The sequence below is a fragment of the Aminobacter sp. P4_D5 genome (assembly GCF_056401815.1).
Map to the genome: position 1 here is coordinate 1 of NZ_JBFUIP010000060.1, position 17,023 is coordinate 17,023.

General features: G+C 62.6%; 17 protein-coding genes. 10 read left to right on the top strand and 7 right to left on the bottom strand.

From position 1 onward, the window contains the following. The coding region (locus tag AC1DWF_RS14945; RefSeq protein WP_476841802.1) for a cation diffusion facilitator family transporter at positions 1-626 on the top strand (626 nt) is incomplete at its 5' end. 1 nt (position 627) lies between these two features. Here AC1DWF_RS14945 and AC1DWF_RS14950 read toward each other — a convergent pair. Beyond that, positions 628-1,515: a LysR substrate-binding domain-containing protein gene (locus AC1DWF_RS14950; protein WP_476785906.1), complete on the bottom strand. Its 888-nt coding sequence runs from the start codon at positions 1,513-1,515 to the stop codon at positions 628-630. Positions 1,516-1,812: 297 nt separating this feature from the next. Here AC1DWF_RS14950 and AC1DWF_RS14955 point away from each other — a divergent pair, with 297 nt between their 5' ends. Both AC1DWF_RS14955 and AC1DWF_RS14960 read left to right on the top strand, forming a co-directional pair. Beyond that, the gene (locus tag AC1DWF_RS14955; RefSeq protein WP_476784975.1) at positions 1,813-2,862 is read left to right on the top strand and encodes an LLM class oxidoreductase; all 1,050 of its coding nucleotides are present in this window, start codon (positions 1,813-1,815) and stop codon (positions 2,860-2,862) included. Between the two features lie 20 nt (positions 2,863-2,882). After that, positions 2,883-3,359, top strand: coding sequence for a flavin reductase family protein (locus AC1DWF_RS14960; protein WP_476784976.1), 477 nt, complete (start codon positions 2,883-2,885; stop codon positions 3,357-3,359). Between the two features lie 50 nt (positions 3,360-3,409). On the opposite strand, the gene AC1DWF_RS14965 is transcribed toward AC1DWF_RS14960, so the two are convergent. Then, positions 3,410-4,171: an ABC transporter permease gene (locus AC1DWF_RS14965; protein ID WP_476784977.1), complete on the bottom strand. Its 762-nt coding sequence runs from the start codon at positions 4,169-4,171 to the stop codon at positions 3,410-3,412. Beyond that, positions 4,168-5,094, bottom strand: coding sequence for an ABC transporter ATP-binding protein (locus tag AC1DWF_RS14970; protein ID WP_476788507.1), 927 nt, complete (start codon positions 5,092-5,094; stop codon positions 4,168-4,170). Before AC1DWF_RS14970 ends, AC1DWF_RS14965 begins: the two co-directional genes overlap by 4 nt. A 207-nt stretch (positions 5,095-5,301) precedes the next feature. Between AC1DWF_RS14970 and AC1DWF_RS14975 the strand changes: the two genes are divergently transcribed. From AC1DWF_RS14975 to yddG, 7 genes are all read left to right on the top strand, one after another. Next, a complete protein-coding gene (locus tag AC1DWF_RS14975; RefSeq protein WP_476784979.1) occupies positions 5,302-6,234 on the top strand; it encodes an alpha/beta fold hydrolase in 933 nt (310 codons plus the stop codon). Between the two features lie 88 nt (positions 6,235-6,322). After that, positions 6,323-7,498, top strand: coding sequence for a CaiB/BaiF CoA transferase family protein (locus AC1DWF_RS14980; RefSeq protein WP_476784980.1), 1,176 nt, complete (start codon positions 6,323-6,325; stop codon positions 7,496-7,498). Further along, positions 7,495-9,144 carry a thiamine pyrophosphate-binding protein gene (locus tag AC1DWF_RS14985; protein WP_476804210.1) on the top strand — a complete coding sequence of 550 codons (1,650 nt, stop codon included), beginning with the start codon at positions 7,495-7,497 and terminating at the stop codon, positions 9,142-9,144. Before AC1DWF_RS14980 ends, AC1DWF_RS14985 begins: the two co-directional genes overlap by 4 nt. A 105-nt stretch (positions 9,145-9,249) precedes the next feature. Beyond that, on the top strand, positions 9,250-9,966 hold the full coding sequence (locus AC1DWF_RS14990) for a glycosyltransferase family 2 protein (RefSeq protein WP_476784825.1): 717 nt from the start codon (positions 9,250-9,252) through the stop codon (positions 9,964-9,966). Then, on the top strand, positions 9,963-10,292 hold the full coding sequence (locus AC1DWF_RS14995) for a lipid-A-disaccharide synthase N-terminal domain-containing protein (protein WP_476784824.1): 330 nt from the start codon (positions 9,963-9,965) through the stop codon (positions 10,290-10,292). The genes AC1DWF_RS14990 and AC1DWF_RS14995 overlap by 4 nt, the downstream gene beginning before the upstream one ends. Before the next feature lie 6 nt (positions 10,293-10,298). Then, positions 10,299-11,987: an ArnT family glycosyltransferase gene (locus AC1DWF_RS15000; protein ID WP_476784823.1), complete on the top strand. Its 1,689-nt coding sequence runs from the start codon at positions 10,299-10,301 to the stop codon at positions 11,985-11,987. 207 nt (positions 11,988-12,194) lie between these two features. Further along, complete coding sequence (gene yddG, locus AC1DWF_RS15005; protein ID WP_476784822.1) at positions 12,195-13,181, top strand: aromatic amino acid exporter YddG; 987 nt, start codon at positions 12,195-12,197, stop codon at positions 13,179-13,181. On the opposite strand, the gene AC1DWF_RS15010 is transcribed toward yddG, so the two are convergent. From AC1DWF_RS15010 to AC1DWF_RS15025, 4 genes are read right to left on the bottom strand one after another with little or no spacing between them, the layout of a single operon-like run. Then, positions 13,152-14,126 carry an ABC transporter substrate-binding protein gene (locus tag AC1DWF_RS15010; RefSeq protein WP_476788509.1) on the bottom strand — a complete coding sequence of 325 codons (975 nt, stop codon included), beginning with the start codon at positions 14,124-14,126 and terminating at the stop codon, positions 13,152-13,154. The genes yddG and AC1DWF_RS15010 overlap by 30 nt on opposite strands. Before the next feature lie 51 nt (positions 14,127-14,177). Next, positions 14,178-15,311 carry an ABC transporter permease gene (locus AC1DWF_RS15015; RefSeq protein WP_476784820.1) on the bottom strand — a complete coding sequence of 378 codons (1,134 nt, stop codon included), beginning with the start codon at positions 15,309-15,311 and terminating at the stop codon, positions 14,178-14,180. After that, on the bottom strand, positions 15,308-16,186 hold the full coding sequence (locus AC1DWF_RS15020; protein ID WP_476784819.1) for an ABC transporter permease: 879 nt from the start codon (positions 16,184-16,186) through the stop codon (positions 15,308-15,310). Before AC1DWF_RS15020 ends, AC1DWF_RS15015 begins: the two co-directional genes overlap by 4 nt. 6 nt (positions 16,187-16,192) lie before the next feature. Further along, positions 16,193-17,014 carry an ABC transporter ATP-binding protein gene (locus AC1DWF_RS15025; RefSeq protein WP_476788510.1) on the bottom strand — a complete coding sequence of 274 codons (822 nt, stop codon included), beginning with the start codon at positions 17,012-17,014 and terminating at the stop codon, positions 16,193-16,195. Between the last annotated feature and the right edge of the window lie 9 nt (positions 17,015-17,023).

Consider the following 17,023-nt stretch of genomic DNA (forward strand, 5'->3'; position numbering starts at 1 on the left):
CCCTGATCAATGCCATCGCCAACCTGCTTGCCGGCGGCCATCAGCTCGAGTTCGACTTCGCCATCATCTATGCGGCAGTGACGCTAGCCACGTGCCTGACCATGGCATTCATCGGCAGCCGCGCGAACCGAAAAATCCAGTCCGACTTCGTCACCTTGGACGTCACCGCATGGATGATGTCCGGCGGCATCACGGCTGCGCTACTGGTTGCCTTCATCGGTGGCAGCTTGGTCGAAGGCACCGGGCTCGCCTGGATCGCGCCCTATGTCGACCCCGTCGTGCTGGCGCTGGTGTGCCTAATCATCATCCCGATGCCCATCGGCACCGTCCGCCAGGCGTTTTCGGACATTTTGCTGATCACGCCGGAAACGCTCAAGGCCCATGTCGACGAGATCGCCCGCGCAACCGTAAAGAAACACGGCTTTGTTTCTTATCGCGCCTATGTCGCCAAGGTCGGCCGTCTGACGCAGATCGAGCTCTATTTCATCGTGCCTCCCGGCCTGCCCGCGAAATCGATCGAGGATTGGGACCGGCTGCGCGACGAAATCGGCGACGCCCTTGGCGATGAAGGTCCCGACCGCTGGCTGACGATCGCCTTCACCGCCGACAAGGAATGGGCGGAGTAGCTCAGCCTATTTGCGCCTCTTCCATGAGCCAGGCAATGAAGCGCGCGATAGCGGGCCGTTCAGAGACATGCGGCAAGGTGACGGCATAATACGCGAACGCGGTCGGCCATGGGCGTTCGATGGCGACAGCAAGCCGGCCAGAGGCGATTTCTTCCCTCGCATAGATATCGCGAATGAGCGCCATGCCTTGCCCTGCTTCGGCGGCGCGGATCAGCAGAAAATCGTCGTCGAACGAAGGTCCCCGCTCGATACGCGCATCGCCTTCGATCCCCATCGCCTTGAGCCACAGCCGCCAGTCGGCCCTGTCTGAGTCCTGCAGGAGGGGGTAGGCAAGGCAATCGCCGGGCTCCTTTATTTGAGGTCCGCTGGCAAGCAGCGCGGGGCTCGCCACCGGTATCAGTTCGGGGGCCATCAGATGGATGGCATCAAGGCCCGGATAGTCGCCAAGGCCGTGGCGGATTGCGACATCCACCCTCCCCTTGCGCAGATCCACCAGCACGGATGATGCCTCGACCCGAACCTCGATCTCAGGGTGCCGGCTGGTGAAGCGTCCCAGGCGAGGAACGAGCCAGGACGCCGCGAATGATGGCACGGTACACACAGTGACGGATTGCACCGCATTTCTGGCCTCGAGTAGGTCGAGGCCATTTTCGATCTGGTCAAAGGCACGAAGGACCGCCGGATGGACGCTGGCGCCGGCTTCGTTGAGCGCAACGCCATATCGTGTCCGCGAAAACAGAGGCGCGCCAGTGCGCTCCTCAAGCAACCTCAATTGCTGGCTCACGGCCCCAGAAGTCACCCCCAACGCTTCAGCGGCACGCTTGATACTGCCGTGGCGTCCGGTTTCGGCGAAGGCTCGCAGTGCCAGCAAAGGAAGAACCCGACCCATCAGATGTCCGATCTAGAAATGAATTCATCTAAACTCTTTCAAGAAGCAATTCCGCCTTCGAACTACCACATCTTGCGCCAATTATCCATCGTTCACAAAAGGTTTATCGGATACACGTTTCTGCGATGGCCATATCCAGAATTTAGTATGTCTATCTTCTTGAACGAGAAATCATCGTTTCCCTCACATGTCCCGGTTTCGTAGCGTGGGGCCAAGGTAGCGCTTCAAAAGAGCAGCTCACCCGGCCGGGCCTTCCGCCCAGTCCCAGACAGACCCATGACAAGGAAACTTCCGCCAATGAACATCGCCGTCCCCCGAACAGATCGTTCGACCGCCGTCTCCGGCGCATCCAGCGACGCATTTGCCGGTCACCCCGGCTATCGGCGCATGTTCGCTCCGGACCGGCTGACAGTCGGCATCTTTCTGCCCTTGCGCTTCTATGAGGGCGACATGGCCGTACTGGAAGGTCAGGCCGCATTGGTTGAAGAAATCGACCGCCGCGACTTCGCAAGCATCTGGGTCCGTGACGTGCCGCTTTTCGATCCGGGATTTGGCGATGCGGGCCAGCTTTTCGACCCTTTCACCTATCTTTCCTATCTGGCGGCGCGGACGCAAAAAGTCGCGCTGGCCACGGGAAGCGCCATCTTTTCGCTCCGCCATCCCATCGATCTCGCCAAGGCCGCGACCACCATCGACCAGCTTTCAGGCGGGCGTCTTGTGCTGGGAATAGCGTCCGGCGACCGGCCGGCCGAGTTTCCGGCCTATGGCTTGGACATGGACGATCGGGGCAGGCGATTTGCGGAAGCGGTCTCCTATTTCCGGCAACTCATCGCCCCCGGGCGCCCGTCCATCAATTCAACGCTCGGAACGATGACAGGCATCGATTTCCTGCCCAAGCCGCCTGTCGGTCGTATCCCCCTGATCATCACCGGGTCGAGCAGGCAGACACCGGCTTGGGTTGCCGAACACGCCGACGGCTGGCTGACGTACCCGCAGCCCACCCACATACCAGAAGGCCCAAAGCGGCTGGCGCAGAACATTCGTGCCTGGCGCGACCAGATTCCGGACGGTGGTTTTCGCCCGCATATGACCAACGAATGGCTCGACCTCTCCGACGATCCCGACTTTCCTCGCACCCCGCTCCGTGGCGGCTTCGTGTTGAAGACCGGCCGCAAGGGACTGATCGACCTTCTCGGAGAATGGCGCGAGGCCGGCGTCAACCACGCAGCACTTGGAATGCAGTTTTCCACGAGGCCGGCTGGCGAGATCATCCAGGAGCTTGCCGAAGAGGTATTGCCGCACTTCCCCTCGCTGGAGGGGCCCTCGCCGCTTGCCGCAAAATGGTAAGCACTGAGGCGCCTGGAATATTGTCGCCAGACACCCTCAAGTCGGCCTTCGCGCAGATACCGACATCCGTTGCAGTCATAACAACGGGCAGCGGATCGGAACGCTACGGCGCAACCGTTGGCACGCTGGGCGCTCTGTCCCTTGGCCCGCCGATGCTGATGTTTGCGATGAAACAGGCCTCTGGGCTGCTACAGCGGCTGGAGGCCGGAACCCCGATCGGCATCAACGTTCTCGCCGCCCACCAGCATGACATTGCGCGCCGCTTCGCAACGCCGGGGATAGACCGGTTCGGTGACACCAGTTGGTGCGAGGAATACGGGCTTCCTCGCATCGATGAGACACTGATGTGGATGGCGGCCAGCGTCCGCGACCAGCTGCCACTCGGGGATCACTCACTGGTCACGGCGATCGTCGAGCACACCGAGACGGAAGACCATGCACCGTTGCTGTATTGGCGGCGCAGCCTTTCGTCGATCTCGAACAGCGCTGGAGTGTAAGCGGATAGGCGTTCTGGCGGCTGCATCGACAAGTTGGCGTGCAGCCGCCACTACGCCTTGATGCGCCAGCCGGTCCTGAATATCCACCAGACCGCGACAAGGCAGGCCGCCAGGAACACCAAAGTCATGCCGAGGCTGATGCCGACATTGACGTCCGATATGCCAAAGAAGCTCCAACGGAAGCCGCTGACTAGGTAGACCACCGGGTTGAACAGCGACACGGTGCGCCAGAACGGCGGCAGCATGTCGATGGAATAGAAGCTGCCGCCCAGAAAGGTCAGTGGCGTCACAATCAGCATCGGCACCAGCTGCAGCTGCTCGAAATTGCCGGCCCAGATGCCGATGATGAAGCCGAACAGGCTGAAGGTGACGGCGGTCAGCACCAGAAACAGCAGCATCCATCCAGGGTGCTGGATCTCCAGCGGCACGAACAGGGCAGCGGTAGCGAGGATGATCAAGCCGAGGATGATCGACTTCGACGCCGCCGCCCCGACATAGGAGATAACGATCTCCAGATACGAAACCGGCGCCGACAACAGTTCGTAGATCGTGCCGACGAATTTCGGGAAATAGATGCCGAAGGACGCGTTGGAGATGCTCTGGGTGAGCAGCGACAGCATGATCAGCCCGGGCACGATGAAAGCGCCGTAGCTGATGCCGTTGATCTCTGTGATGCGCGAGCCGATGGCAGCCCCAAAGACGACGAAATAAAGCGATGTCGAGACGACGGGCGAAACGATGCTTTGCAGCAGCGTGCGCCAGGTGCGCGCCATTTCGAACAAATAGATTGCGCGGATCGCGTAAAAATTCATCGCCGTTCACTCACCAGATTGACGAAAATCTCTTCGAGCGAACTCTGCTTGGTCTGCAGGTCCCTGAAGCGGATTCCGGCGTCGTTGAGGTCCTTGAGCAGGGCGGTGATGCCCGTCCGCTCGCCTTGGGTGTCGTAGGTGTAGACGAGCTCATGCCCGTCCTCGGACAGGTCGAGCCCATGTCCCGCCAGCTCGGGCGGCAGGTGTTCCAGCGGGTTCTGCAACTGAAGCGTCAGCTGCTTGCCGCCCAGCTTGTGCATCAGCTCGGCCTTTTCCTCGACCAGGATGATCTCGCCATGGCTGATGACACCGACCCGGTCGGCCATCTGCTCGGCCTCTTCGATGTAGTGCGTGGTCAGGATGATGGTGACGCCGGTTTCGCGCAGCTGCCGCACAACCTCCCACATGTCGCGCCGGAGCTCGACGTCCACACCGGCCGTCGGCTCGTCGAGGAACAGGATCTGCGGCTCGTGCGACAACGCCTTGGCGATCATCACGCGGCGCTTCATGCCGCCCGACAGGGTGATGATCTTGTTGTCCTTTTTGTCCCACAGCGACAGGTCCTTGAGGATCTTTTCGATGTGGGCGGGGTTCGCCGGCTTGCCAAACAGGCCACGGCTGAAGCTGACCGTCGCCCAGACCGTCTCGAAGGCGTCGGTCGTGAGTTCCTGTGGCACAAGGCCGATGCGTGAGCGCGCCGCGCGGAAGTCGGTGACGATGTCGTGCCCGTCAGCCAGCACTTTGCCTTCGGATGGATTGACGATCCCGCAGATGATGCTGATCAGCGTCGTCTTTCCCGCCCCATTCGGGCCGAGCAAAGCGAATATCTCGCCACGGCGAATATCGAGGTTGATGTTCTTGAGCGCCGAAAAGCCCGACGCATAGGTCTTGGAAAGATTTGAAACGGAAATAATCGGTTGCATGACGACCGTGCGGGAAAATGAGGGAAATTCGAAGAAACGGCGTCGGAAACTGAAATTCCGGCGCAAGGGTTAGCGGAATATATGGACTGTCATTCTGCGAACAAGACCGGCCTTGCCATCTCCTGACATCTTGCGCTTATCGGATGAGCCTGACCGCTCTTGACGCATGCTCCGTCCTCACTCAACAGTCGCCTTTAAGGGGACACGATGCCATTTGATATCAGCAGCAAACTCGCGTCTCCGACCGGAGCAGTACTCAATCTTTACGTCAGGGCTGCCGACGCCCCTGCCGGCGCCGTGGTGCAGATCAATCACGGGCTTGCCGAGCATGCCGCGCGCTACGGCCGCTTCGCCGACTTTCTCGCCGCGCGTGGCTATCACGTCTATGCCCACGACCATCGTGGCCATGGTGAGACCACCGCGCCCGGCGCGCCGACCGGACGTTTCGCCCAAAAGGACGGCGTCGAGCACGTACTTGCTGATGTCGGGGCGGTTCACGACCGCATCGCCGAACAGCATCCCGGCCTGCCCGTCGTCATCTTCGGCCATTCGATGGGCGGGCTGATCGCACTCAACTTCACGCTCCGCCATTCCGAGCGAATTGCCGCCGCAGCCATCTGGAACGCTAATTTCTCGGCCGGCCTGCTTGGTCGGCTTGCCCAGGCGATCCTTGCCTTCGAGCGTTTCCGTCTGGGTTCCGACGTGCCCTCCCGCATCCTGCCAAAGCTGACCTTCGGCGACTGGGCGAAGAAAATAACCAATCCCCGCACCGAGTTCGATTGGCTCTCGCGCCATCCCGCGGAAGTCGACCTCTACGTCGCCGACCCGCTCTGCGGCTGGGACGCATCCGTGTCGATGTGGATCGACATTTTCGACCTCGTCTTCGCTGGCGCCGACGACCGCAACTTCGCTGGTGTGCGCAAGGACCTGCCGTTCAATCTGGTGGGCGGCGAGCGCGACCCCGCCACGTCAGGCGGCAAGGCTGTCGAAACGCTGGCAACCCGCATGCGCCGGATGGGTTTTTCGAATCTCATTTCAAAGGTTTACGCCGAGACCCGCCACGAAAGCCTCAACGAGATCAATCGCGAGCCGATCATGGCCGATTTCGCCGACTGGCTGGACCGCACAATTCCCCGCTGACAGCGGCAACTGGCCCATCGCAACGTGGTGGCGGGATATCGGGACTCCTGATAGAGCGTGGCCCACTTGAAATGAATTCTGGTGCCTCATGAGCAATCCGCCCCTTCACGGCGTCCGCGTCATCGAACTCGCCCGCATCCTTGCCGGCCCATGGGCGGGACAATTGCTGGCCGATCTCGGCGCCGACGTCATCAAGGTGGAGAACCCAGATGGCGGCGACGACACGCGCAAGTGGGGTCCGCCCTTCGTCACTTCCCATGACGGCGAAAACCTCTCGGCCGCCTATTACCACTCCTGCAATCGCGGCAAGCGCTCCATCGCGCTCGACTTCTCGACACCAAAAGGTGCGGAGATCGTGCGCAAGCTGGTCGCCGACGCCGACATTCTGATCGAGAATTTCAAGCTCGGCGGCCTCAAGAAATACGGCCTCGATTATGAGAGCCTGAAAAAGATCAATCCCAAGCTGGTCTATTGCTCGATCACCGGCTTCGGCCAGGACGGGCCTTATGCGGCCCGCGCCGGCTACGACTTCATCGTCCAGGGCATGTCGGGCCTGATGTCGATCACCGGGCCCGCAGGCGGCGAGCCGCAGAAGGTCGGCGTCGCCGTCACCGACATCTTCACCGGGCTTTACTCCGTCATCGCCATCCAGGCCGCCCTCCGCCACGCCGAGGCCACAGGCCAGGGCCAGCATGTCGACATGGCCTTGTTCGACGCCCAGATGTCGGTGCTCGCCAACCAGAACCTGAACTATCTGGTCTCGGGCAATTCGCCGGTGCAGATGGGCAATGCCCATCCCAACATCTCGCCCTACGAGGTTTTGCCGGTGCGCGACGGGCATTTCATCCTTGCCGTCGGCAATGACGGCCAGTTCCAGAAATTCTGCGCCATCGTCGGGCTCGAAGCCATCGCCACCGACCCGCTCTTCGCCACCAATTCGGCGCGCGTCGCCAATCGTGTCGCCCTGCGTGAGAAGATCGTGGCCGCACTCGCAGCCTTCGACCGCGAAACACTGCTTGCCAGGCTCGAAGCATCGGGCGTGCCGGCAAGCCCGATCAACACCATCGGCCAGGCTTTCTCCGACCCGCAGGCGATCGCCCGCGGCATGCGCATGGACCTCGACGACGGCCACGGCAACAAGCTGCCCTCGGTGCGCGCGCCGATGGTCATGTCCGAGACACCGCTAACCTATGACCGGCCGTCTCCCCGGCTGGGCGAACACACCGCAGAAATCCTTGCCGAACTGGAGAAGAATGCGAAATGAAGACCGGCGGAAAACTGATCGTCGATGCGCTTGAGGCCAATGGCGTCGACCGCATATATTGCGTGCCGGGCGAATCCTATCTCGCGGTGCTCGACGCGCTGCATGATTCAAAGATCCGCAGCATCGTTTGCCGCCAGGAGGGCGGTGCCGCGATGATGGCCGACTGCCATGGCCGCCTCACCGGCCAGCCTGGCATCTGCTTCGTCACCCGCGGTCCCGGCGCCACCAACGCCTCCGCCGGCGTTCACATCGCCATGCAGGATTCGATCCCGATGATCTTGTTCATCGGCCAGGTGGCGAGCCATGCCAAGGAGCGCGAGGCGTTCCAGGAAGTCGACTACAAGCGCTTCTTCGGCGATATCGCCAAATGGGTCGTCGAGATCGACGACGCAGCCCGCATTCCCGAACTGGTCACCCGCGCCTTCTCCGTCGCCATGTCTGGCCGTCCCGGCCCGGTGATCGTGTCGCTGCCCGAGGACATGCTGACCAGCGTCGTTGAGGCTCCGGTCGCGCTACCCGCGACCCCTGTCGAAACCCGCCCCGGCGACGAAGAGCTTTCCAAACTCGAAGCCCTGCTCAATGGCGCCAAGCGTCCCTTCGTCATCCTCGGCGGCACCCGCTGGAATGCCGAGGCCGTCGAGCGGATCAAGAAGATTTCGGAAGCCTGGGCTCTGCCCGTCGGCGTCTCCTTCCGCCGCCAGATGCTGTTCGACCACCTGCACGAAAACTACGCCGGCGACGTCGGCATCGGCGTCAACCCCAAGATCGCCAAGGCGATCAAGGACGCCGACCTCGTGCTGCTCGTCGGTGGCCGCTTCGGCGAAATGCCGTCGTCCGACTACACGCTGATCAAGAGCCCCTATCCCGACCAGACGCTTGTCCACGTCCATGCCGACGCTGACGAGCTCGGTCGCGTCTACCGCCCGACATTGGCCATCAACGCCTCGCCCGCCGCTTTCGTCGAGGCCTTCGCCAAGCGCAAGCCCGCCGCCAAACCGGCCTGGGTCGAGGCCACGAAGGCGCTGCACGCCGCCTATCTCGAATGGTCGACACCGCCCCTCACCGGCCCTGGCGCTGTCCAGATGGGCCCGATCATGAACTGGCTGGAAAAGGTCCTGCCGGAAGACGCGATCCTCACCAATGGTGCTGGCAACTACGCCACCTGGGTGCACCGCTTCCACCGCTTCCGCCGCTTCGCCACCCAGGGAGCACCGACCTCCGGCTCGATGGGCTACGGCACGCCGGCTGCGGTCGCCGCCAAGGGCCTGTTCCCCGAACGCGAGGTCATTGCCTTCGCCGGCGACGGCTGCTTCTTGATGAACGGCCAGGAATTCGCCACCGCCGTGCAATATGGCCTGCCGATCATCGTGATCGTCGTCAACAACGGCATCTACGGCACCATTCGCATGCACCAGGAGCGCGAATATCCCGGCCGCGTCGAAGCGACCGACCTCAAGAACCCGGATTTCGCAGCCCTTGCCCGCGCCTATGGCGGCCATGGCGAGACCGTGCGCGAAACCGACGAGTTCGCGCCCGCTTTCGAACGCGCGCGCGCCAGCGGCAAGCCGACGATCATCGAGATCAAGCTCGACCCGGAAGCGATCACGCCCACGCGCACGCTGAGCGACATCAGGGACAAGCGCTAACCCTTGCTCTGGGGAAAGCGCAAGGGTCGTGGCAAATGCGCGTCTTTGGTGCTATTGAGGCCGCGCATTCCACCATCCTGACGTAACATTTCCCCAGGCAAGCTGATGATTTCAATCGTCATTCCGTGCAAGAACGAAGCCGAGAACCTGCCGATACTGGTCGGTGAGGTTCATGCCGCCATGGCCGGCCGCGACTACGAGGTGATCGTCGTCGACGACGGTTCGACCGACCGCACGCCTGACGTGCTCGCCGAACTCGCCCGCTCCGCAGGTCGCCTGCGCCACATCCGCCATGACCGCTCGGCCGGCCAAAGCGCGGCTGTCCGCTCCGGCGTTTTCGCCGCCAACGGCGAGATCGTCGTGACCATGGACGGCGACGGCCAGAACGATCCAGCCTATCTGCCCAAGCTCGCCGACGCGCTGATCGCCGCCGGTCCTTCTGTCGGCATCGCCGCCGGCCAGCGCCTCAAGCGCACCGACACCAAGCTCAAGCAGCTGTCCTCGCGCTTCGCCAATGGCCTGCGCGAAATGATCCTGCGCGACGGCACCCGCGACTCAGGCTGCGGCCTCAAGGCGCTGCACACCGACCTGTTCCGCCAGCTGCCATTCTTCGACGGCTGGCATCGCTATCTGCCTGCCCTTTCGCTGCGCGAAGGCCGCGGCGTCGTCCATGTCGATGTTGTCGACCGCTCGCGGCGCCACGGCAAATCCAACTATGGCATCCTCGATCGCGGTCTGCGCGGCATCCTCGATCTATCAGGCGTGTGGTGGCTGCGCCGCCGCCGCAAGGTTGTGCCAACGGTCACGGAGCTTGGCCAATGAACCTCATCTCGGAACTCGGCACCTGGCTGCACGACGTATTCGTCGCGCAGTTCGACGGCTGGATCCTGCTCGGCTTCGTCGCGCAGGGCTTCTTTACCATGCGCTTCGTCGTCCAGTGGCTCGCCTCCGAGCGCGCCAAGCGTTCGGTCGTGCCGATCGCCTTCTGGTTCTTCTCACTCGGCGGCGGCACGCTGCTGCTGATCTACGCCATTCAGCGCCAGGACCCGGTCTTCATCGCCGGCCAGGGGCTCGGCCTGTTCATCTACATCCGCAATCTCTGGCTGATCGCCAATGAGCGGCGTCTGGCCATGTCCAAGACGGACTGACCACGCATGACGACTTCCGGAATCAAAACCTCCGAAACGCCCGCCAAGGCGTTGTCGCCGCTCACATATCTGCTTTTGGCACTGCTCGCCCTGTTCGCCTTCGCGCCGGGCATATCCACCTTGCCGCCAACCGATCGCGACGAGTCGCGCTTTGTCCAGGCGACCAAGCAGATGGTCGAGAGCGGCGACTATGTCGATATCCGCTTCCAGGACGTGCCACGCTACAAGAAGCCTGCCGGCATCTACTGGCTGCAGTCCACCGCCGTGCTGTTGAGCGGCCAGGGCAGCGAAGCCCCCATCTGGGTCTATCGGCTGATATCGGTGCTCGCCGGCACCTTCTCGGTCCTGGCTCTTGCCTTCATCGGCGATCGCATGTTCGGCCGAACCGCAGGCCTCATCGCCGGACTCGGCCTGATGGGCATCCTGATGCTGGGTGTCGAGGCGCGCATCGCCAAGACCGATGCGACGCTGCTCGCCACTGCCTTACTCGCCCAGGGTGCGTTGGCGGCAATCTATCTCGGCCACAAGGCCGGCAAGCGGCAGGGCCGCGCCCATTGGCTGTTCTGGGCGGCTCAGGGTCTGTCGATCCTGATCAAGGGCCCCGTCATTCCTTTCATGAGCGTGCTGACGATCGCCGCCATTGCCATCTTCGACCGTGACCGCTCCTGGCTGCGCAAGCTGAAGCCCCTCAGCGGCCTCCTGCTGACACTGCTGGTCGCAGCGCCCTGGCTGATCCTGATCACGCTCAAGACCGGCAGCGCCTTTTGGCAGGAATCGGTCGGCAAGGACCTGTTGAGCAAGGTCGGTTCCGGCCAGGAATCGCACGGCTTCCCGCCCGGCTATTATTTCCTGACCTATTCGCTGTTCATGTGGCCCTTCGCACTGGTGGCGCTCGAAGGTGGACTCAAGGCGCTCAATCGCTTCCGCCAGGATCCGCGCCTGCTGTTTTGTCTCGCCTGGTACCTGCCCTATTGGGTCGCCATCGAGCTGATCCCGACCAAGCTGCCGCATTATGCCTTGCCGGCGTATCCGGCGATGATCTTGCTGATGGCCTGGGTGTTGACCGACAAGTCGGCCGCCAGCATCGAGCTGTCGCGCTGGCAGTTCTGGATACGCCGTGCCTGCGCCTTCGGCATGTTCGGCATCAGCATCGGCCTGGCCGCCATAGCGCTTGGCATCACGCCCTATTTCCTCGGCTATTTCTCCTGGTGGGGAATGCTCGCCGCGTTGCTGGTCCTGATATCAGCCAGATATGGCATTGGCGCGCCCGACGGCATGGATCCGGTCAGGCGCGTAGCCTTTGCCGCAGCCGCCGCCGCGGCGGTTTTCGGCCTCCTCACCTGGAAGATTTTGCCGCCGCTCAAGCCCTTGTGGCTCAGCCCCGAGATCGCCGAACGCTTCGAACAATTGAAGCCATGCCCGACCTCGCAGCTGGTCTCCGCCGGCTATGGCGAGCCGAGCCTGGTCTTCCTCGCCGGCACGCAAACCCAGCTCACCGACGGCAAGGGGGCCGCCGATGCGCTCGCTGCCGATCCAGCCTGTACCATCGCACTGATTGCAGAAGCCGAGAGCAAGTCCTTCCTCGCCGCCATTCCAGGTGGCGTGGACGCACTCAGGCAGCGCGGCATCATCGAAGGCATGAACTATTCCAAGGGCGAGCCGCGCACGCTCACCTTCTACACGCTCGGGCACTAGGCGCGGGCGCCCCCCGCGCACCCGCTTTTGACCTTCCGCTTTACCTCCCTCGTGGTTCGTTTTGCGGGAGGGCGCTTGGCGCTCCATTCCCTGCCTGCTGTCGCTTCACAAGGCAGGTCGCGTTCCAGACAATGCATGGCTGGATATGGCCGCCGGCAGAGCCTCCACCATGCCACCTTCCAGCATCAGGCGAATGATTGACTTGGCATGAACAGAACGACCGCAACGCTCATCGGCTTTTCAGCCATCCTCACATGGTCGTTTCTGGCCCTGCTTTCGACCGCCGCGGGACCAATCCCGCCGTTTCAGCTGGCAGCAATGACCTTCACGCTAGGCGGCCTCGTCGGTGTGTCCAGCTGGATCTTTCGCCCGGGCGCGATCAGGTCGTTGCGGCAGCCATGGCAAGTGTGGGCGTTGGGGACCGCCGGCCTCTGCATCTATCACTGTGCCTATTTCTTCGCGATCCAGTCGGCCTCGCCCATCGAGGTCAGTCTGATCGCCTACCTGTGGCCGCTGTTGATCGTCGTCTTCGCCGCCTTCCTGCCCGGGGAAAAGCTCAGGCTGCACCACATTGCCGGCGTGATCCTCGGGCTTGCCGGCGCCATTGTCGCCATCACCAAAGGTGGCAGCGTCGGCTTGGCCGACGGGGTGAAGCCTGGCCACGTCATTGCGCTATTCTGCGCCTTCGTCTGGGCCGGCTACTCCGTGCTTTCCCGCCGCTTCGGCAGGGTGCCCACCGATGTCGTCGCCGGCTACTGCCTCATCACTGCGGCAGTCGCATTTGCGCTCCACCTGGCTCTCGAGACCACCGTCTGGCCCGAAACGAACACGCAGTGGGCTGCAATCGCCATCTTGGGCGCAATCCCGCTCGGTGCCGGCTTCTACGCCTGGGATTACGGCTGCAAGCACGGCGAGATCATGGTGCTTGGCGCATTGTCATATGCAGCACCGCTGTTTTCGGTGATTGTCTTGCTGGTCGCAGGGTTTGGCGCGTTTCACTGGTCGGTGGCGCTGGCCTGCATCCTCATCACGGTCGGCGCCGTCATCGCCGCCAAGGACATGCTGTTCGGCAAGCAGCCAAAGGAAGCAGCGGCGGCGGCCTCACCCTGGCCAAAGAAAAAGGGGCGGTTACCCGCCCCTCTTCCGAAATCAGAATCGCAAACCCTACTTGATCGCCTTGTCGGTGATCGTTGACGTCCAGGCGCCGGTAGGTTCCTTGGTGATGATCTTTTGCGCCAGGAGCGCTTCGGCCGTGCGCTTGTAGGCCGCTTCGATCAGCTTGCCGTCGGCATTGTCGATCAGCTTGGCCACTTCGCCCATCATGCGCTTCTGATGGTTTTCGTCCTGGCCGCCATTGTCGACGACGATGCCGGCTGCCTCATCGGGATTGTCGACGGCATATTTCCAGCCCTTCATCGAGGCGCGCACGAAGCGAACCATCTTGTCTTCGAAGGCCGGGTCCTTGAGCTTGTCTTCAAGCGCATAGAGACCATCCTCGAGCAGGTCGTTGCCCATGGCGGTGTAGTTGAACACCGTCAGCTCTTCCGGCTTGAAGCCGGCGTCGATCAGCTGCCAATACTCGTTGTAGGTCATGACCGAGATGCAGTCGGCCTGCTTCTGGATCAGCGGCTGCACGTCGAAGCTCTGCTTCAGCACGGTCACGCCATCGGCCCCGCCCTCCGTCGACAGGCCGAGCTTGTTCATCCAGGCGAAGAACGGATATTCGTTGCCGAAGAACCAGACGCCCAGCGTCTTGCCCTTGAAGTCGGCTTCGGTCTTCACCGGACCGTCCTTCGGGCAAACAAGCTCCATGCCGGCCTTCTTGTAGGGCTGGGCGATGTTGACCAGGCCGACACCCTTTTCGCGGGCTGCAAGCGCGCCGCCCATCCAGTCGACGATGACGTCGGCGCCACCGCCGGCAATCACCTGCTCCGGCGCGATGTCGGGGCCGCCCGGCTTGATCTCGACGTCGAGGCCTTCGTCCGTATAGAAGCCCTTCTCCTTGGCCACGTAATAGCCGGCGAACTGCGACTGCGTCACCCATTTGAGCTGCAAAGCGACCTTGTCGGCGGCAAGTGCTGCCTGCGCTGTGGCCAGCGACATCGCCCCCGCCATCAACGATACCATCAGTCTTTTCATCTTCTTTTTTCCCTCTGAAGTTGGACCGCGGCCCCGCCCAAGGAGCTCAGGTCACGCCCGCCCACCACGGACGGACGGATGCCAGAAAGTGGTGACCCTCTCGATGAAGGCGACCACACCATAGAAGACGGAACCGGCCAGAGCCGCAACAGCGATCTCCGCCCAGACCATGTCGACATTCATGCGCCCGATCTCGGTCGAGATGCGGAAGCCCATGCCGACGATCGGCGTGCCGAAGAATTCGGCGACGATGGCGCCGATCAGCGCCAGCGTGGAGTTGATCTTCAACGCGTTGAAGATGAAGGGAGCGGCGGCCGGCAGCCGCAGCTTGAACAGCGTCTGCCAGTAGTTCGACGCATAGGTGCGCATCAGGTCGCGCTCCATATGGCCCGAAGCCGCAAGGCCAGCGACCGTGTTCACCAGCATCGGGAAGAAGGTCATGATGATGACTACGGCAGCCTTGGACTGCCACTCGAAACCGAACCAGATCACCATGATCGGGGCCACGCCGATGATCGGCAGTGCCGACACCATGTTGCCGATGGGCAAGAGGCCCTTGCGCAGGAACGGCACGCGGTCGGCCAGGATCGCCACCACGAAACCCGAGGCACAGCCGACGATATAGCCAAACAGCACCGCCTTGAAGATCGTCTGGCGCACATCGGCCAAAAGGATCGGCAGCGAATTGCCGATGCGCGCGGCAATCGCACTCGGCGGCGGCAGCAGGATGAACGGCACCCCGGCCCCCCGCGTCACCGCTTCCCACAGGATCAGGATCCAAGCCCCGAAGATCGCCGGGATCAGCAGGCGCAGCATTGTCTTGGCTTGCTGCGATACCGGACGAATTGCCGACAAAACGGCAACGCAGCGCCAGGCCAGCAGCCAGGCGGCGGCGAGCAGCAGGAAGTACGGCATCCGCGCCATGCCTTCATTGCCTGATATGGCAGCAATCAGCAGCCAGGCAGCCCCATGCGCTCCAACAAAAAGCACGGCAGCGCTGGCAATGCCCGAAAACATGGCGAAGGAGGCCACGGCAGGCAACGCGATGAGACCTATGACAAGCGACGTTGCGCCTCTCGACATCGGCGCTCCGGCTTCGCTCGACAGCATCGGCATCGTGGCCATGGCGACAGCGCACAGCACGAGGGCCAGCAAGACCTGCCAGGACGCTTTGGTGAAACTCATGCCGGCCGTCCTCCCATCGAGCGTTCGACAAGCTTGCCGACAAATCCAACCAGCACAACCAGCATCGCGGCCACCACCGAGCCGGCGACGAGTGCCGCCCACATGTCGATGGTCTGGCTGTAATAGGAGCCGGCAAGCAACTTGGCGCCAATGCCGGCGACAGCCCCCGTCGGCAACTCGCCGACGATGGCGCCGACAAGGCTTGCCGCGACCGCCACCTTCATCGAGGCAAACAGGAACGGCACCGATGCCGGCACGCGCAGCTTCCAGAAGGTCTGCGACTTGCTGGCATTGTAGGTGTACATCAGGTCGAGATGCATGAGATCGGGCGAACGCAGCCCTTTCACCATGCCGACGGCGACCGGGAAAAACGACAGATATGTCGAGATCAGCGCCTTGGGGATCAGGCCGGTGATGCCGACGGCCGCGAGCACCACGATGATCATTGGCGCTACCGCAAGGATCGGGATCGTCTGCGAGGCGATGATCCACGGCATCAGGGAGCGGTCGAGCGCGATCACATGGACGATGCCGACAGCGATCAGGATGCCGAGGGCGGTGCCGAAGGTGAAGCCGAGCAGTGTCGACGACAGCGTCACCCACGAATGGTAGACGAGGCTGCGCGCGCTGGTGACCTTCCTCATGAAGGTGTTTTCAAAGAAATTCTGCGCCACCTGATGCGGCGCAGGCATGGTCGGCTTCGGCTGCGACAGCGTCTTGCCGATGAATTCAACGGTGCCGGGTGTAAGCCCTGCCCGCCGGTCGAGATCGCGCTGGAACGGAGCGTTCATGTAGACGGCGAATGCATACCACGCCGCGACGATGACCAGCAGGATGGTGATGACGGGCACGACCCGGTCTCTGAAGCGATCCATCGTGGCTCAATCCTCGTAGGAATGGCCGGCGCGCAGCCCGTCACGGACACGCGCTGCGATCGCCAGGAATTCGGGGCTCTCGCGGATGTCGAGCGGTCGCTCCGTGGGCAGCGTCGACTCGATGACGTCGGTGACCCGGCCGGGCCTGGGCGACATGACAACAATGCGCGTCGACAGATACACCGCTTCGGGAATCGAATGGGTGACGAAGCAGATCGTCTTGTTGGTCTGCCGCCAAAGCCTGAGCAATTGCTCGTTGAGATGGTCGCGCACGATTTCGTCGAGCGCGCCGAACGGCTCGTCCATCAGCAGAAGGTCAGCATCGAAGGCGAGCGCGCGCGCGATCGAGGCGCGCTGCTGCATGCCGCCCGAGAGTTGCCAGGGATATTTCTTCTCGAAGCCGGTGAGATTGACCAGATCCATCGTGCGCTTGATGCGCTCCTGCTGCTCGGCCCTGGACAGGCCGATGATCTCGAGCGGCAACCCGACATTGGCCTCGATCGTGCGCCACGGAAACAGCGCCGCCGCCTGGAAGACATAGCCGTAGGCACGCGCCTGTCGCGCTTGTTCCGGCGTCATGCCGTTGATCGAGATGGTGCCTTCCGTCGGCTGCTCGAGATCGGCGATCACCCTAAGGAACGTCGTCTTGCCGCAACCCGAAGGCCCGATGAAGGAGACGAACTCGCCCTTGTTGATGGTCAGATTGACGTCCGAAAGCGCCCGCACCGGGCCGTCATTGGTCTGGAAGGTCAGCCCCAGCTTTCTGGCTTCGACGACGGCGTTCTGACTGACGCTTGTCGCCGTGGCTTGATTGACTGTCATGAGCATTGCCCGACT

Excerpts from the sequence above, each read along its gene's own strand:
- AC1DWF_RS14950 (WP_476785906.1), bottom strand. The coding sequence starts at position 1,515 with ATGGGTCGGGTTCTTCCTTTGCTGGCACTGCGAGCCTTCGCCGAAACC.
- AC1DWF_RS14955 (WP_476784975.1), top strand. The coding sequence starts at position 1,813 with ATGAACATCGCCGTCCCCCGAACAGATCGTTCGACCGCCGTCTCCGGC.
- AC1DWF_RS14965 (WP_476784977.1), bottom strand. The coding sequence starts at position 4,171 with ATGAATTTTTACGCGATCCGCGCAATCTATTTGTTCGAAATGGCGCGC.
- AC1DWF_RS14970 (WP_476788507.1), bottom strand. The coding sequence starts at position 5,094 with ATGCAACCGATTATTTCCGTTTCAAATCTTTCCAAGACCTATGCGTCG.
- AC1DWF_RS14975 (WP_476784979.1), top strand. The coding sequence starts at position 5,302 with ATGCCATTTGATATCAGCAGCAAACTCGCGTCTCCGACCGGAGCAGTA.
- AC1DWF_RS14980 (WP_476784980.1), top strand. The coding sequence starts at position 6,323 with ATGAGCAATCCGCCCCTTCACGGCGTCCGCGTCATCGAACTCGCCCGC.
- AC1DWF_RS14985 (WP_476804210.1), top strand. The coding sequence starts at position 7,495 with ATGAAGACCGGCGGAAAACTGATCGTCGATGCGCTTGAGGCCAATGGC.
- AC1DWF_RS14990 (WP_476784825.1), top strand. The coding sequence starts at position 9,250 with ATGATTTCAATCGTCATTCCGTGCAAGAACGAAGCCGAGAACCTGCCG.
- AC1DWF_RS14995 (WP_476784824.1), top strand. The coding sequence starts at position 9,963 with ATGAACCTCATCTCGGAACTCGGCACCTGGCTGCACGACGTATTCGTC.
- AC1DWF_RS15000 (WP_476784823.1), top strand. The coding sequence starts at position 10,299 with ATGACGACTTCCGGAATCAAAACCTCCGAAACGCCCGCCAAGGCGTTG.
- yddG (WP_476784822.1), top strand. The coding sequence starts at position 12,195 with ATGAACAGAACGACCGCAACGCTCATCGGCTTTTCAGCCATCCTCACA.
- AC1DWF_RS15010 (WP_476788509.1), bottom strand. The coding sequence starts at position 14,126 with ATGAAAAGACTGATGGTATCGTTGATGGCGGGGGCGATGTCGCTGGCC.
- AC1DWF_RS15015 (WP_476784820.1), bottom strand. The coding sequence starts at position 15,311 with ATGAGTTTCACCAAAGCGTCCTGGCAGGTCTTGCTGGCCCTCGTGCTG.
- AC1DWF_RS15020 (WP_476784819.1), bottom strand. The coding sequence starts at position 16,186 with ATGGATCGCTTCAGAGACCGGGTCGTGCCCGTCATCACCATCCTGCTG.
- AC1DWF_RS15025 (WP_476788510.1), bottom strand. The coding sequence starts at position 17,014 with ATGCTCATGACAGTCAATCAAGCCACGGCGACAAGCGTCAGTCAGAAC.